25 protein-coding genes are annotated in these 14,440 nt (G+C 65.8%); all 25 read left to right on the top strand.

Going from position 1 to position 14,440, the window contains the following annotated elements:
• Positions 1 to 157 precede the first annotated feature (157 nt).
• The 25 genes from tuf (at position 158) to map (ending at position 14,431) form a co-directional block, all read left to right on the top strand.
• Complete coding sequence (gene tuf, locus ACFKCF_RS13245) at positions 158 to 1,351, top strand: elongation factor Tu (protein WP_185070617.1); 1,194 nt, start codon at positions 158 to 160, stop codon at positions 1,349 to 1,351.
• Positions 1,352 to 1,614: 263 nt separating this feature from the next.
• Complete coding sequence (gene rpsJ, locus ACFKCF_RS13240; protein ID WP_012887830.1) at positions 1,615 to 1,923, top strand: 30S ribosomal protein S10; 309 nt, start codon at positions 1,615 to 1,617, stop codon at positions 1,921 to 1,923.
• Positions 1,924 to 1,937: 14 nt separating this feature from the next.
• Entirely contained in the window at positions 1,938 to 2,591 is a 654-nt protein-coding gene (rplC, locus tag ACFKCF_RS13235) for a 50S ribosomal protein L3 (RefSeq protein WP_394493376.1), read from the top strand.
• Positions 2,588 to 3,238 (top strand): 50S ribosomal protein L4, encoded by a 651-nt coding sequence (gene rplD / locus ACFKCF_RS13230; protein WP_394493374.1) that lies wholly within the window; start codon positions 2,588 to 2,590, stop codon positions 3,236 to 3,238. Before rplC ends, rplD begins: the two co-directional genes overlap by 4 nt.
• The gene (gene rplW, locus ACFKCF_RS13225; RefSeq protein ID WP_111180891.1) at positions 3,238 to 3,540 is read left to right on the top strand and encodes a 50S ribosomal protein L23; all 303 of its coding nucleotides are present in this window, start codon (positions 3,238 to 3,240) and stop codon (positions 3,538 to 3,540) included. Before rplD ends, rplW begins: the two co-directional genes overlap by 1 nt.
• Positions 3,541 to 3,648: 108 nt before the next feature.
• Positions 3,649 to 4,485 carry a 50S ribosomal protein L2 gene (gene rplB, locus ACFKCF_RS13220; protein ID WP_355378614.1) on the top strand — a complete coding sequence of 279 codons (837 nt, stop codon included), beginning with the start codon at positions 3,649 to 3,651 and terminating at the stop codon, positions 4,483 to 4,485.
• An 11-nt stretch (positions 4,486 to 4,496) separates the two neighbouring features.
• Entirely contained in the window at positions 4,497 to 4,775 is a 279-nt protein-coding gene (rpsS, locus tag ACFKCF_RS13215; RefSeq protein WP_192789896.1) for a 30S ribosomal protein S19, read from the top strand.
• 24 nt (positions 4,776 to 4,799) lie between these two features.
• Entirely contained in the window at positions 4,800 to 5,153 is a 354-nt protein-coding gene (rplV, locus tag ACFKCF_RS13210; protein WP_020542306.1) for a 50S ribosomal protein L22, read from the top strand.
• Positions 5,153 to 5,998 (top strand): 30S ribosomal protein S3, encoded by an 846-nt coding sequence (gene rpsC / locus ACFKCF_RS13205; protein WP_185070622.1) that lies wholly within the window; start codon positions 5,153 to 5,155, stop codon positions 5,996 to 5,998. Before rplV ends, rpsC begins: the two co-directional genes overlap by 1 nt.
• Positions 5,999 to 6,000: 2 nt before the next feature.
• Entirely contained in the window at positions 6,001 to 6,420 is a 420-nt protein-coding gene (gene rplP, locus ACFKCF_RS13200) for a 50S ribosomal protein L16 (RefSeq protein WP_185070624.1), read from the top strand.
• Complete coding sequence (gene rpmC / locus ACFKCF_RS13195) at positions 6,420 to 6,656, top strand: 50S ribosomal protein L29 (RefSeq protein WP_106253417.1); 237 nt, start codon at positions 6,420 to 6,422, stop codon at positions 6,654 to 6,656. Before rplP ends, rpmC begins: the two co-directional genes overlap by 1 nt.
• Entirely contained in the window at positions 6,649 to 6,933 is a 285-nt protein-coding gene (rpsQ, locus tag ACFKCF_RS13190) for a 30S ribosomal protein S17 (protein ID WP_185070626.1), read from the top strand. Before rpmC ends, rpsQ begins: the two co-directional genes overlap by 8 nt.
• Before the next feature lie 197 nt (positions 6,934 to 7,130).
• Positions 7,131 to 7,502, top strand: coding sequence for a 50S ribosomal protein L14 (gene rplN, locus ACFKCF_RS13185; protein WP_106253399.1), 372 nt, complete (start codon positions 7,131 to 7,133; stop codon positions 7,500 to 7,502).
• Positions 7,503 to 7,510: 8 nt separating this feature from the next.
• Entirely contained in the window at positions 7,511 to 7,804 is a 294-nt protein-coding gene (rplX, locus tag ACFKCF_RS13180; RefSeq protein WP_350731450.1) for a 50S ribosomal protein L24, read from the top strand.
• A complete protein-coding gene (gene rplE, locus ACFKCF_RS13175) occupies positions 7,804 to 8,379 on the top strand; it encodes a 50S ribosomal protein L5 (RefSeq protein WP_106253395.1) in 576 nt (191 codons plus the stop codon). Before rplX ends, rplE begins: the two co-directional genes overlap by 1 nt.
• Before the next feature lie 4 nt (positions 8,380 to 8,383).
• Positions 8,384 to 8,569, top strand: coding sequence for a type Z 30S ribosomal protein S14 (locus tag ACFKCF_RS13170; RefSeq protein WP_020542298.1), 186 nt, complete (start codon positions 8,384 to 8,386; stop codon positions 8,567 to 8,569).
• A gap of 153 nt (positions 8,570 to 8,722) precedes the next feature.
• Entirely contained in the window at positions 8,723 to 9,121 is a 399-nt protein-coding gene (rpsH, locus tag ACFKCF_RS13165) for a 30S ribosomal protein S8 (protein ID WP_192789898.1), read from the top strand.
• A gap of 16 nt (positions 9,122 to 9,137) precedes the next feature.
• Complete coding sequence (gene rplF / locus ACFKCF_RS13160) at positions 9,138 to 9,680, top strand: 50S ribosomal protein L6 (protein WP_394493373.1); 543 nt, start codon at positions 9,138 to 9,140, stop codon at positions 9,678 to 9,680.
• A 2-nt stretch (positions 9,681 to 9,682) separates the two neighbouring features.
• Entirely contained in the window at positions 9,683 to 10,066 is a 384-nt protein-coding gene (rplR, locus tag ACFKCF_RS13155; RefSeq protein WP_394493371.1) for a 50S ribosomal protein L18, read from the top strand.
• Positions 10,067 to 10,115: 49 nt separating this feature from the next.
• Positions 10,116 to 10,745: a 30S ribosomal protein S5 gene (rpsE, locus tag ACFKCF_RS13150; RefSeq protein ID WP_091090115.1), complete on the top strand. Its 630-nt coding sequence runs from the start codon at positions 10,116 to 10,118 to the stop codon at positions 10,743 to 10,745.
• 2 nt (positions 10,746 to 10,747) lie between these two features.
• Entirely contained in the window at positions 10,748 to 10,930 is a 183-nt protein-coding gene (gene rpmD, locus ACFKCF_RS13145; RefSeq protein WP_080043226.1) for a 50S ribosomal protein L30, read from the top strand.
• Positions 10,931 to 10,932: 2 nt separating this feature from the next.
• The gene (gene rplO / locus ACFKCF_RS13140) at positions 10,933 to 11,388 is read left to right on the top strand and encodes a 50S ribosomal protein L15 (protein WP_364835464.1); all 456 of its coding nucleotides are present in this window, start codon (positions 10,933 to 10,935) and stop codon (positions 11,386 to 11,388) included.
• A gap of 166 nt (positions 11,389 to 11,554) precedes the next feature.
• A complete protein-coding gene (gene secY, locus ACFKCF_RS13135) occupies positions 11,555 to 12,859 on the top strand; it encodes a preprotein translocase subunit SecY (protein ID WP_319714567.1) in 1,305 nt (434 codons plus the stop codon).
• The gene (locus tag ACFKCF_RS13130; RefSeq protein ID WP_185070637.1) at positions 12,859 to 13,509 is read left to right on the top strand and encodes an adenylate kinase; all 651 of its coding nucleotides are present in this window, start codon (positions 12,859 to 12,861) and stop codon (positions 13,507 to 13,509) included. Before secY ends, ACFKCF_RS13130 begins: the two co-directional genes overlap by 1 nt.
• Before the next feature lie 112 nt (positions 13,510 to 13,621).
• The gene (gene map / locus ACFKCF_RS13125) at positions 13,622 to 14,431 is read left to right on the top strand and encodes a type I methionyl aminopeptidase (RefSeq protein ID WP_394493369.1); all 810 of its coding nucleotides are present in this window, start codon (positions 13,622 to 13,624) and stop codon (positions 14,429 to 14,431) included.
• Positions 14,432 to 14,440 lie beyond the last annotated feature (9 nt).

Genomic DNA, 14,440 nt, shown 5'->3' with positions numbered 1-14,440 from the left:
TGTGCGGAGATCGTCGCCCTGCTGCCAAGGGGCCCGGGGCGAATAGAGTCCTGGTCCCTGGTGGGGTGGTGAGAGCCACCCCGCCGCCAAGGGGTTCGGGAGCTCCCGGGCCCGAGTGTGTAGACGAAAGTCAGTCAGATTCTCAAGGAGAGAACCAGTGGGCAAGGCCAAGTTCGAGCGGACTAAGCCGCACATGAACATCGGCACCATTGGACACATCGACCACGGCAAGACCACGCTGACCGCGGCGATCACCAAGGTGCTTCACGACCGTTTCCCCGAGCTGAACAAGGCGACCCCGTTCGACAAGATCGACAAGGCGCCCGAGGAGAAGGCTCGCGGTATTACGATCTCGATCGCGCACGTCGAGTACCAGACCGAGAAGCGTCACTACGCTCACGTTGACTGCCCCGGTCACGCCGACTACGTGAAGAACATGATCACCGGTGCTGCCCAGATGGACGGCGCCATCCTCGTGGTCGCCGCCACCGACGGCCCGATGCCGCAGACGAAGGAGCATGTCCTCCTGGCCCGCCAGGTCGGCGTCCCCTACATCGTCGTGGCCCTCAACAAGGCCGACATGGTCGACGACGAGGAGATCCTCGAGCTCGTCGAGCTCGAGGTCCGTGAGCTCCTGTCCGCTCAGGAGTTCCCCGGCGACGACCTGCCCGTCGTCCGCGTCTCCGCTCTCAAGGCTCTCGAGGGCGACCAGAAGTGGGCCGACAGCATCATCGAGCTGATGAACGCCGTCGACGAGAACGTGCCCGAGCCCCCGCGTGAGACGGACAAGCCGTTCCTCATGCCGGTCGAGGACGTCTTCTCGATCACCGGTCGTGGCACGGTCGTCACCGGCCGTATCGAGCGCGGTGTCGTCAAGATCAACGAGCAGGTCGACATCATCGGCATCAAGCCGGAGAAGACCACCACCACCGTCACCAGCATCGAGATGTTCAACAAGATGCTCGACGAGGGTCACGCGGGCGACAACGCCGCCCTGCTGCTCCGTGGTATCAAGCGCGACGACGTCGAGCGCGGCCAGTGCATCATCAAGCCGGGCACGACCACCCCGCACACCGAGTTCAACGGCCAGGTCTACATCCTGTCCAAGGACGAGGGCGGCCGCCACACGCCGTTCTTCAACAACTACCGCCCGCAGTTCTACTTCCGTACGACTGACGTGACCGGTGTCGTGAACCTCCCCGAGGGCACGGAGATGGTCATGCCGGGCGACAACACCGAGATGCGCGTTGAGCTGATCCAGCCCATCGCCATGGAGGAAGGCCTCAAGTTCGCGATCCGTGAGGGTGGCCGCACCGTCGGCGCCGGTCGGGTCACGAAGATCATCAAGTAGCTAGACCGTCGGGGCGGCGGTCGGCCCCGGACATCTGGGACCGACCGCCGAACCACGTTAACGAGGGACCTCATGTAGAGGCCGTGATCCAGCAGTCGCTTCGGCCGAAGAGATATGACCGAAGTCACTGCCGGATCACGGAAGAAAAGGCAGATCGACTGCGTCTGCCTCGTGGGGTCTAGCAGGCTTGGACCTGCACCAATACAGCGGCAACAGGCCGCACGATACTTTTTCAGACGACAGCGAAGGACACCGAGGCCACTATGGCGGGACAGAAGATCCGCATCCGGCTTAAGGCCTATGACCACGAGGTCATCGACAGCTCGGCCAAGAAGATCGTCGAGACGGTGACGCGGACTGGCGCGAAGGTCGCGGGCCCGGTGCCGCTGCCGACCGAGAAGAACGTGTACTGCGTCATCCGCTCGCCGCACAAGTACAAGGACAGCCGCGAGCACTTCGAGATGCGCACGCACAAGCGGCTGATTGACATCATCGACCCGACCCCCAAGACGGTTGACTCGCTCATGCGGCTCGACCTCCCCGCGGGTGTCGACATTTCGATCAAGCTCTGAGGGAACGCACTGACATGGCTAAGACGATCAAGGGCGTCCTGGGCAAGAAGCTCGGCATGACCCAGGTCTTCGACGCGGACAACCGGCTGGTGCCGGTGACCGTGGTCGAGGCCGGTCCGTGCGTGGTGACCCGCGTCCGCACTGCAGACAAGGACGGCTACTCCGCCGTTCAGCTCGGCTTCGGGCAGGTCGACCCCCGGAAGGTCAACAAGCCGCTCGGCGACTACCTGCGTAAGCACGACATCACCCCGCGCCGTTACTTCGCGGAGATCCGCACCGACGACGCGAGCGACTACACCCTGGGCCAGGAGCTGCTGGCCGACACCTTCGAGGCCGGCCAGTTCGTCGACGTGACGGGCAAGAGCAAGGGCAAGGGCTTCGCCGGTGTCATGAAGCGGCACGGCTTCGGTGGTCTGGGCGCGTCGCACGGTACGCAGCGCAAGCACCGTTCGCCGGGTTCCATCGGTGGCTGCGCCACCCCGGGCCGCGTTTTCAAGGGTCTGCGCATGGCTGGTCGGATGGGTAACGTCCGCACCACTGTGCAGAGCCTCAAGGTTCACTCCGTGGACGCCGAGAAGGGCCTCATCCTGATCAAGGGTGCGATCCCCGGCGCCAACGGAAGCCTGGTCCTCGTCCGTACCGCTGCCAAGAAGGGGGCTGCCAAGTGAGCACCACTATTGACGTCCTCGACGCCAGCGGCGCGAAGGCCGGCACCGTCGACCTGCCCGAGAACATCTTCGGTGCCAAGGTCAACGTGCCGCTGATCCACCAGGTGGTCGTGGCCCAGCTCGCCGCTCGCCGGCAGGGCACCCACAAGGCCAAGACCCGTGGTGAGGTCTCCGGCGGTGGCAAGAAGCCGTACCGCCAGAAGGGCACCGGCCGCGCCCGTCAGGGCTCGACCCGTGCGCCGCAGTTCACCGGCGGTGGCACCGTCCACGGCCCCGTGCCGCGCGACTACTCGCAGCGCACGCCCAAGAAGATGAAGGCCGCCGCCCTGCGTGGCGCCCTCTCCGACCGGGCCGGCGGCGGCCGCGTCCACGTGGTCAGCTCGCTGGTCGCGGGCGAGACGCCCAAGACCAAGGCCGCCCTCGAGGCGCTGCGCAAGATCACCCAGGCTCCGCGCGTCCTCGTCGTGGTCGACGAGGCTGACGAGCTGACGTGGCTGAGCCTGCGTAACGCTCCCGAGGTCCACCTGCTGGACGCGGGTCAGCTCAACACGTACGACGTGCTCGTGGCGGACGACGTGGTCTTCACGCAGGAGGCGTATGACCAGGTCGTCGCTCGCCTGAGCGACAGCGGGAAGGAAGAGGCCTGATGGAGAAGATCGCCGACCCGCGCGACATCATCATCAAGCCGGTCGTCTCTGAGAAGAGCTACGGCCTGATCGATGAGAACAACAAGTACACGTTCCTGGTGAAGAAGACCGCGAACAAGACCCAGGTCAAGATCGCCGTTGAGCAGATCTTCGGGGTCAAGGTCACCAGCGTGAACACGATCAACCGGCAGGGCAAGCGCAAGCGCACCCGTACCGGTTTCGGCAAGCGTCCCGACACCAAGCGCGCGATCGTGAGCCTGGTCGAGGGCGATCGGATCGACATCTTCGGTCAGATCGGCTAGCAGCGCCATAGAAGTGAGTGCAGGCCGCACGGCCTGTGCGGGGTCGAGACCGTCGCGCTTTCGCGCGGCGGGCTCACCCATGTAACCGACGAAGGATGAACGAAAAAGATGGGCATCCGTAAGTACAAGCCGACGACTCCGGGTCGCCGCGGGTCGAGTGTCTCGGACTTCTCCGAGATCACCCGCAGCACGCCCGAGAAGTCGCTGCTTGCGCCCCTTCACAGCAAGGGCGGCCGTAACGTACACGGCCGGGTCACCGCCCGCCACCAGGGCGGCGGTCACAAGCGCGCCTACCGGATCATCGACTTCCGTAGGCATGACAAGGACGGCATTCCGGCCAAGGTCGCTCACATCGAGTACGACCCCAACCGCACCGCCAACATCGCTCTGCTCCACTACGCCGACGGCGAGAAGCGCTACATCATCGCGCCGACCGGCATCAAGCAGGGCGACCGTATCGAGAACGGCCCCACTGCCGACATCAAGCCGGGCAACTGCCTGCCGCTGCGCAACATCCCGACCGGTACCTTCATCCACGCGGTGGAGCTCCGTCCGGGCGGCGGCGCGAAGCTCGGCCGTTCTGCGGGCGCCCAGATCCAGCTGCTCGCCAAGGAAGGCCAGTACGCCACGCTGCGTATGCCGTCCGGTGAAATGCGCATGGTCGACGTGCGCTGCCGGGCGACGGTGGGCCAGGTCGGCAACGCCGAGCAGGCCAACATCAACTGGGGCAAGGCCGGCCGTATGCGGTGGAAGGGCAAGCGCCCCACCGTCCGCGGTGTCGCGATGAACCCCGTCGACCACCCGCACGGTGGTGGTGAGGGCAAGACCTCCGGTGGTCGCCACCCGGTGAACCCGAAGGGCAAGCCCGAGGGGCGCACCCGCCAGGCTAACAAGGCCAGCGACCGACTGATCATCCGTCGTCGGAGCAAGAGGAAGAAGCGGTAGGAGCAGCCGAAATGCCACGTAGCCTTAAGAAGGGTCCCTTCGTGGACGGTCACCTTCAGAAGAAGGTCGACGTCCAGAACGAGAAGGGCACCAAGAACGTCATCAAGACGTGGTCGCGGCGCTCCATGATCGTTCCCGACATGCTCGGGCACACGATCGCCGTGCACGACGGCCGCAAGCACGTCCCGGTCTTCGTCACCGAGTCGATGATCGGCCACAAGCTGGGAGAGTTCGCCCCCACGCGGACCTTCCGCAGCCACGTCAAGGAAGACCGCCGCAGCCGGCGGTAAGCGTCCCGGAAGTAGGAGAAAGCGATGGAAGCCAGGGCTCAGGCGCGGTTCGTCCGTGTCACGCCCCAGAAGGCCCGCCGCGTGGTGGACCTCATTCGCGGGCTGCCCGCTTCGGAGGCGCAGGCCGTGCTGCAGTTCGCTCCCCAGTCGGCGAGCGAGCCGATCTACAAGGTGCTCAGCAGCGCGATGGCGAATGCGGAGCACAACTTCGACCTCGACCCGCAGACGCTCGTCGTCAGCCGGGCGTGGGTCGACGAGGGCCCGACGCTGAAGCGGTTCCGCCCGCGCGCCCAGGGTCGTGCCTATCGGATCAACAAGCGGACGAGCCACATCACCGTGATCGTGGAGTCCCGCGAGCCGAAGGGAAGGACCCGATAGTGGGCCAGAAGGTTAACCCGCACGGGTTCCGCCTCGGCATCACGACCGACTTCAAGAGCCGGTGGTACGCCGACAAGCTGTACAAGTCATACGTCGCCGAGGACGTGGCGATCCGCCGCATGCTGCAGAAGGGCATGGAGCGGGCCGGCATCTCCAAGGTCGAGATCGAGCGCACGACGGACCGCGTGCAGGTGGACATCCACACCGCGCGTCCCGGCATCGTGATCGGCCGCCGCGGCGCCGAGGCGGACCGTATCCGTGGCGACCTGGAGAAGCTGACCAAGAAGCAGGTCCAGCTCAACATCCTCGAGGTCAAGAACCCGGAGATCGACGCGCAGCTCGTCGCGCAGGGCGTGGCCGAGCAGCTGTCCAGCCGTGTCTCGTTCCGCCGTGCCATGCGCAAGGCGATGCAGTCGGCCATGAAGTCCGGCGCCAAGGGCATCCGTGTCCAGTGCTCCGGTCGTCTGGGCGGCGCCGAGATGTCGCGGTCGGAGTTCTACCGCGAGGGCCGCGTGCCGCTGCACACCCTCCGCGCGGACATCGACTACGGCTTCTACGAGGCCCGCACGACCTTCGGCCGCATCGGCGTGAAGGTCTGGATCTACAAGGGCGAGGCTCCGACCAGCCGCGCCGAGCGCGAGGCGGCCGCCGCCGGCGCTCGCGCCGGTCAGCGTCGCGAGCGTGACGACCGTCGTGGTGGCGGCGGCGACCGTCCGCGTCGTGGTGGCGGCGACCGCCCCCGTCGTGGCGGCGGCCGTGGCGACCGCGCCCCCCGCACTGAGGCGGCCTCGCAGGCCGCCCCCGAGACCGGCCCGGCTGCGCAGCCGGGTGCTGAAGGGAGCTGACCATGCTGATCCCGCGCAGGGTCAAGCACCGCAAGCAGCACCGGCCTGACCGCAGCGGAGCCGCCAAGGGCGGCACCAGGGTCACGTTCGGCGAGTTCGGCATCCAGGCGGTTGAGCACTCCTACGTGACCAACCGTCAGATCGAGTCCGCTCGTATCGCCATGACCCGTCACATCCGCCGTGGCGGCAAGGTGTGGATCAACATCTACCCCGACCGTCCCCTCACCAAGAAGCCTGCCGAGACCCGCATGGGTTCCGGTAAGGGTTCGCCGGAGTGGTGGATCGCCAACGTCAAGCCCGGACGCGTGATGTTCGAGCTGTCCGGCGTGGCGGAGCCGATCGCCCGCGAAGCGCTTCAGCGTGCGATCCACAAGCTGCCGATGAAGTGCAAGATCGTTAAGCGTGAAGTGGGTGAGGCGTGATGGCTAAGGGCCTGACCGCCGGCGAGCTGCGGCTCGAGGACGAGGACACCCTCGTCCAGAAGCTGAAGGAGGCGAAGGAGGAGCTGTTCAACCTCCGCTTCCAGGCGGCGACCGGTCAGTTGGAGAGCCACGGGCGGCTGCGCGCCGTCCGCCGCGAGATCGCCCGTATCTACACCGTGATGCGCGAGCGCGAGCTGGGCATCGTCACGGTCGAGAAGGAGACGAGCGATGGCTGAGACCGAGACCACTGAGACGAACGAGCAGCGGAACTTCCGCAAGGTCCGCGAGGGCCTCGTGGTGAGCGACAAGATGGACAAGACCGTCGTCGTCGCCGTCGAGGACCGCGTCAAGCACCGTCTGTACGGCAAGGTCATCCGCCGTACGACCAAGTACAAGGCACACGACGAGGCCAACGCCTGCGGCGTCGGCGACCGCGTGCTGCTCATGGAGACCCGCCCCCTCTCCGCCACCAAGCGGTGGAGGGTCGTGGAGATCCTCGAGAAGGCCAAGTAACACCGACCTTCTCGACATATACCGCGCCTCGTGGGGGCTCTGAGAGCCCCCATGACGGCGTCCAAGGACGCGGGGCCACATGTGGTCTCGCGTCGCCTGCGGTGCGGCGCCTACGGGCGGTGTGGCCGTGGGAACAAGACAACGACGGTTCCGCCAGGCTCAGAAATGAGAACCGGCGCGACTAACAGGAGTTCAACGTGATCCAGCAGGAGTCGCGGCTCAAGGTCGCCGACAACACGGGCGCGAAGGAAATCCTTTGCATCCGTGTGCTCGGCGGCTCGGGCCGACGCTACGCCGGTATCGGCGACATCATCGTCGCCACTGTCAAGGACGCGCTGCCGGGCAGCACGGGCGTCAAGAAGGGCGACGTGGTCAAGGCCGTCATCGTCCGCACGGTCAAGGAGCGCCGCCGGCCCGACGGCTCCTACATCCGCTTCGACGAGAACGCCGCCGTCATCATCAAGGACAGCGGTGACCCTCGTGGCACTCGTATCTTCGGCCCGGTGGGCCGCGAGCTGCGCGACAAGAAGTTCATGCGCATCATCTCGCTCGCCCCGGAGGTGCTGTAATGCCGAAGCTGCATGTGAAGAAGGGTGACCTGGTCAAGGTCATCGCCGGCAAGGACAAGGGTGCCAAGGGTCACGTCATCGCCACGCTCCCGCACGAGGACCGTGTGGTGGTCGAGGGCGTCAACATGATCAAGAAGCACTCCAAGGAGACCCACCAGGGTCCGCGCGGCGCCAAGACCGGCGGCGTGCAGACCATGGAGGGCCCCATCCACGTCTCGAACGTGAAGAAGCTCAAGGACGAGAAGCCCGCCGAGAAGAAGGCCGACGAGAAGAAGGCCGACGAGACGGGTGAGGACAGCTGATGACTGCCACGACCACTGAGACCGAGCGCCCGACGCCGCGACTCAAGACGAAGTACCGCGAGGAGATCGCGGCTCAGCTTCGCGAGCAGTTCGGCATCGAGAACGTCATGCAGATCCCGGCGCTGACCAAGATCAAGGTCAACATGGGCGTCGGCGAGGCGGCTCGCGACTCGAAGCTCATCGAGGGCGCCGTCCGCGACCTCACCGTGATCACCGGCCAGAAGCCGGCCGTCGTCCGGGCGCGCAAGTCCATCGCCCAGTTCAAGCTGCGCGAGGGCATGCCGATCGGCGCGCACGTCACGCTGCGTGGCGACCGCATGTGGGAGTTCCTCGACCGCCTGCTGGCGCTGGCCCTGCCCCGTATCCGGGACTTCCGTGGCCTGTCGCCCAAGCAGTTCGACGGCAACGGCAACTACACGTTCGGTCTGACCGAGCAGGTCATGTTCCACGAGGTCGACCAGGACAAGGTCGACCGGCCGCGGGGCATGGACATCACGATCGTGACCACGGCGAAGAACGACGACCAGGGCCGGGCGCTGCTGAAGCTCCTCGGCTTCCCGTTCAAGGAGGCCTGATCCAATGGCGAAGAAGTCGCTGATCGCCAAGGCGGGGCGCAAGCAGAAGTTCGAGGTCCGGGCGTACACCCGTTGCTCGCGTTGTGGCCGGCCGCGCGCCGTCTACCGCAAGTTCGGGCTCTGCCGCGTGTGCTTCCGCGAGATGGCGCACCGGGGCGAGCTGCCCGGTATCACCAAGTCGAGCTGGTAGATACCCTGAGGGGCGGCCTCAGGTCGCCCCTCAGGTGATCATATTTTCAAGTAGAAACCGGGCGCTCTCCGGAGCGTCCATGACCGCGCCGAAGGTCCACCGGCAGAGCGCTGCTTGGCCGACTGGAAACCGCGGCGAGGAAGGCCACTGGCCATGACGATGACCGACCCGATCGCAGACATGCTCACACGTCTGCGTAACGCGAATTCGGCGTACCACGACAGCGTGACGATGCCGTACTCGAAGATCAAGGCGCACATCGCCGAGATCCTCCAGCAGGAGGGTTACATCCAGGCTTGGACCGTCGAAGACGCCAAGGTTGGCAAGAACCTCGTGGTGGAGCTCAAGTTCGGGCCTACCCGTGAGCGCTCGCTCGCGGGCCTGCGCCGGGTTTCCAAGCCCGGTCTGCGGGTTTATGCAAAGAAGGACAACCTGCCTCGAGTCCTGGGCGGGCTGGGCGTCGCGATCATCTCGACGTCCGCCGGTCTCATGACCGACAAGCAGGCCGGCAAGCGTGGCGTGGGCGGGGAAGTCCTCGCCTACGTCTGGTAGAGGGGAGGAACACAGCATGTCGAGAATCGGACGGCTGCCCATCCCTGTGCCCAGCGGCGTAGACATCACGATCGCCGGCCAGGATGTCCAGGTCAAGGGCCCGAAGGGCACGCTCAGTCACAAGGTCGCCGAGCCCATCACGGTCGCTCGCGACGAGGACGGCGCCATCGCCGTCACCCGGCCCAACGACGAGAACAAGGTCCGTGCGCTGCACGGCCTGTCGCGGACGCTGATCGCCAACATGGTGCAGGGCGTCACCCAGGGTTACTCCAAGTCCCTGGAGATCGTCGGCGTCGGTTACCGCGTCCAGGCCAAGGGCCCGACGCAGCTGGAGTTCTCGCTGGGCTTCAGCCACCCGGTCATCGTGGACGCCCCCGAGGGCGTCACCTTCCGCGTCGAGAAGCCGACACTGTTCCACGTGGACGGCATCGACAAGCAGAAGGTCGGCGAGGTCGCGGCCAACATCCGCAAGCTGCGCAAGCCTGACCCGTACAAGGGCAAGGGCGTGCGCTACCAGGGCGAACAGATCCGCCGCAAGGTCGGAAAGGCTGGTAAGTAGGCATGGCTCCGAAGACTGCGTTCAGCAAGCACACGGCTGCCCGCACCGTCTCGCGGGCCCGCCGTCACCGCCGCGTCCGCAAGTTGGTCGTCGGTACGGCAGAGCGTCCGCGCCTGGTCGTCAACCGCTCGACACGTCACATGTTCGTCCAGATCGTGGACGACTCCGTCGGCCACACGCTGGTGAGCGCGTCCACCATGGACGCCGCACTGCGCACGCTGGAGGCGGACAAGACCGAGAAGGCGAAGAAGGTCGGCGAGCTCCTCGCTCAGCGGGCCAAGGAAGCCGGGATCACCAAGGTCGTCTTCGACCGCGGCGGCAACCGGTATGCGGGCCGGATCGCGGCGCTGGCTGACAGCGCTCGCGAGGGTGGGCTCGAATTCTAATGAGGGCCCGAGGATCGCAAATGATGGCAACTGAGAAGAGGAACCACTGATGGCTGCAGCTCCGCGTCGCGGTGGCGGCACCGGTGGCGAGCGGCGGGACCGTCGTGACGATCGCCGCGGTGGCGCCGCCGACAAGGGCGTCTCGTACATCGAGCGCGTAGTGAAGATCAACCGAGTGGCCAAGGTCGTGAAGGGTGGTCGTCGCTTCAGCTTCACCGCCCTCGTCGTCGTCGGTGACGGCAACGGCCTGGTCGGCGTCGGCTACGGCAAGGCCAAGGAAGTGCCCGCGGCCATCGCCAAGGGCGTCGAAGAGGCGAAGAAGCACTTCTTCAAGGTGCCTCGGATCCAGGGCACCATCCCGCACACCGTGCAGGGCGAGGAGGCGGCCGGTGTCGTCTTCCTGCGTCCGGCCTCGGCCGGTACCGGCGTCATCGCCGGCGGTCCGGTGCGTGCGGTGCTGGAGTGCGCCGGCATCCACGACGTGCTGTCGAAGTCGCTCGGCTCCGACAACCCGATCAACATCGTGCACGCCACCGTGGCGGCTCTGAAGGGCCTCTCGCGCCCCGAGGAGATCGCCGCCCGCCGTGGCCTGCCGATCGAGGACGTCGCTCCGGCCCGCATGCTGAAGGCTCAGCGTGAGGGTCTCGCCGAGGCGGCGGCCGCGAAGGCGGTGAGCTAGTCATGGCACGCCTGAAGATCACTCAGGTTCGCTCGAAGATCGGTGGCAAGCAGAACCAGCGTGACTCGCTGCGTTCGCTTGGCCTGAAGCGAATCGGCGACGTCGTCGTCAAGGAGGACCGCCCCGAGATTCGCGGGATGGTCTCCGTGGTGACGCACCTCGTCGAGGTGGAAGAGGTCGACTAGTCATGACTGACAAGGCTCCGCTCAAGATTCACGACCTGCGTCCCGCCCCCGGCGCCAACAAGGCCAAGATCCGCAAGGGTCGCGGCGAGGCGTCGAAGGGCAAGACCGCCGGTCGCGGCACCAAGGGCAGCCACGCCCGTACGACGGTTCCCCTCGGTTTCGAGGGTGGCCAGGTGCCGCTGCAGAGGCGTCTGCCGAAGCTCAAGGGCTTCTCCAACGCGCTGTTCAAGACGACCTACCAGGTCGTCAACCTGGACAAGCTCGGCGAGCTGTTCCCCGAGGGTGGCGAGGTCACCGTCGAGGCGCTGGTCGCGAAGGGTGCTGTCCGTAAGAACCAGCTCGTGAAGGTGCTCGGCACCGGCGAGATCTCGGTCGCGGTGAACGTTCAGGCTCACGCCTTCTCGTCCGCCGCGAAGGAGAAGATCGCCGCTGCGGGTGGTTCCGTTACCGAGCTGTAAGAGCTATTACGAGGCGTGGGGGCTTTGACAAATGCCCCCACGCCCGTAGTGCGTTAGAGTTCGCGAGACGGCAGGCTTCTGACCGACTCGTTTGACCTAAGACACAGATGGCAGATCCCCGCACCATCGCATACTCACACCGCCGTAAAGGCGCGCAGGAGGGACCGTGCTGACCGCGTTTACCCGGGCGTTCCGGACACCGGACCTGCGCAAGAAGTTGCTCTTCACCCTGGGCATCATCGCGCTTTTCCGTCTCGGCTCGGTTCTTCCGACTCCGGGAGTTCACGTCCAGAACCTCGCGGCCTGTTTCGAACAGGCCCGTAACGGAGCCGCCGGCAACATCTACGGGATGGTGCAGCTGTTCAGTGGTGGTGCGCTCCTGAAGCTTTCGGTGTTCGCGCTGGGCATCATGCCGTACATCACCGCGAGCATCATTCTCCAGCTGCTCGTCGTCGTCATTCCGCGACTCGAGGCGCTGAAGAAGGAGGGGCAGGCCGGTCAGACCAAGATCACGCAGTATACGCGTTATCTGACCATCGGTCTCGCCGTCCTCCAGTCGACCGCCTTCATCGCGCTGGCCCGCACCGGGCAGCTGTTCCCGAACTGCCAGCAGGACGTGCTGCTCGACCCTGACAACATCTTCCAGATCGTGACGATGGTGGTCATCATGACCGCCGGTACGTCGGTGATCATGTGGCTCGGTGAGCTCATCACCGACCGCGGCGTCGGCAACGGCATGTCCATCCTGATCTTCACGCAGGTCGTCGCGGTCTTCCCGTCCGAGCTGGCCAACATCTTCCAGGCGAACAAGTTCACCTTCACGGTCGTCATGGTCGTCGGTGTCTTCATGATCGCCGCGGTGGTGTTCGTCGAGCAGGCTCAGCGCCGCATCCCGGTGCAGTACGCCAAGCGGATGGTCGGGCGCAGAATGTACGGCGGCACGTCCACCTACATTCCGCTGAAGGTCAACCAGGCCGGCATCATCCCGGTCATCTTCGCGTCCTCGCTGCTCTACCTGCCGCAGCTGCTGACGTCGCTCTTCCAGACCACGGACAACGCGTTCATCCGCTGGATCTCGCAGAACCTGGCCACCGGCGACACGCCGATCTACATGGCCACGTTCTTCCTGCTGATCATCTTCTTCACGTACTTCTACGTGTCCATCACGTTCAACCCCACTGAAGTCGCCGACAACATGAAGAAGTACGGTGGTTTCATTCCGGGCATCCGTCCTGGCAGGCCGACGGCTGAATACCTCAACTTCGTGCTCACTCGTCTGACCGCGCCGGGCTCGCTCTATCTGGGTCTGATCGCCATGGTCCCGATCGTCGCGCTGGCGGTGTCCGGTGCGAGCCAGAACTTCCCGTTCGGAGGGACGAGCATTCTGATCATGGTAGGCGTCGGCCTGGACACCGTTAAGCAGATCGAGAGCCAGCTCCAGCAGCGTAACTACGAAGGTTTCCTGCGGTAGTGCGTCTCGTTCTGGTCGGGCCCCCCGGAGCGGGTAAGGGGACACAGGCCCAGTACATCGCATCGAACCTGTCCATCCCGAAGATCTCGACAGGTGACATCTTCCGTGCCAACGTCTCGGGAGGCACGGATCTTGGCAAGCTGGCCAAGACGTACATGGACCGTGGTGATCTGGTGCCCGACGAGGTCACCATCGCCATGGTCCGTGACCGTCTGTCCGAGGACGACGCGCAGGACGGGTTCCTGCTCGACGGCTTCCCGAGGAACGTCGCACAGGCGGAGATCCTGCGCGACATGCTCAAGGACTGGGGCCAGGCGCTCGACCTCGTACTCGAGCTCGTCGTCGACGACGACGAGGTGGTCAGGCGGCTGGCCGGCCGGCGCACCTGCAGCCAGTGCGGCCGCATCTGGCACGTCGAGTTCGACGACAAGAAGGACGACAAGTGCGACGCGTGCGGGGGCGCGCTCTTCCAGCGTGACGACGACAAGGAGGAGACCGTCAGGCACCGCCTGGAGGTCTACCAGGAGCAGACGGCGCCGCTGGTCTCCTACTACGCCGACGAGGGCATTCTCGTGGGGGTCGACGCCACGGGCCCGGTCGAGGAGGTCACTCAGCGGGCCATGGAGGCGATCCGCCCGTTCATGGGATAGCTCCTGTTACGAGCGATTTGCGGAGGTGGCACGGGTTTCCGTGCCACCTCGCGGCTATTGTGGGGGGAATTGGGCCCCCATTGTGGCCCGTTGAGACCCAGGGGGGCAGAAGATGTTCAAAAGGAACAGACACGGCATCCAGATCAAGTCGCCGGAGCAGCTGGAGAAGATGCGCGCGGCGGGCCTGGTGGTCGGGCGCACGCTCGACCTGCTGAAGCGCTCGGTCGAGCCCGGCATGACGCCGCTCGACCTCGACGTCATCGCCGAGAAGGCGATCAGGGACGAGGGCGCGATCCCGTCGTTCAAGGGCTACCAGGGCTTCCCGGCGACGATCTGCGCGTCGGTGAACGACGAGGTGGTGCACGGCATCCCGACCGACGCCAGGAAGCTGCGCGAGGGTGACATCATCTCCATCGACTGCGGCGCGATCCTGGAGGGCTGGCACGGTGACTCGGCCGTGACGGTCCCGGTCGGCGAGGTGGACCCGAAGCTGACCGAGCTGATGCGGATCACCGAGGAGGCCATGTGGCGCGGCATCGCGGCGCTGCGGGTCGGCCGCCACCTGTCCGACATCGGCTACGAGGTGGAGCGCTACGTCAAGTCGCAGGGCCGCTTCGGCATCCCCCCGGAGTACGGCGGGCACGGCATCGGCACGGAGATGCACATGGACCCGTGGATCGCCAACCACGGCCGGCCCAGCCGGGGCCCGGTGCTGGAAGAGGGCATGTGCCTGGCCATCGAGCCCATGGTGAACCTGGGCACCGAACGCACCCGCGTGCTGGCCGACGAGTGGACCGTCGTGACGGTCGACGGCAAGCACTCCGCGCACTTCGAGCACAGTGTCGCCGTGACACATAATGGACCTTGGGTGCTGACCGCCCTGGACGGCGGTAAAGAGCGCCTTACCCAACCGCAGAACTGACCCCCGGGA

Origin of the sequence: Nonomuraea sp. JJY05 (assembly GCF_043496855.1) — a bacterium.
Taxonomy (GTDB): domain Bacteria; phylum Actinomycetota; class Actinomycetes; order Streptosporangiales; family Streptosporangiaceae; genus Nonomuraea.
Note: the sequence above shows the minus strand (reverse complement) of the source record. Positions and strands in the feature narration are given on the sequence as shown.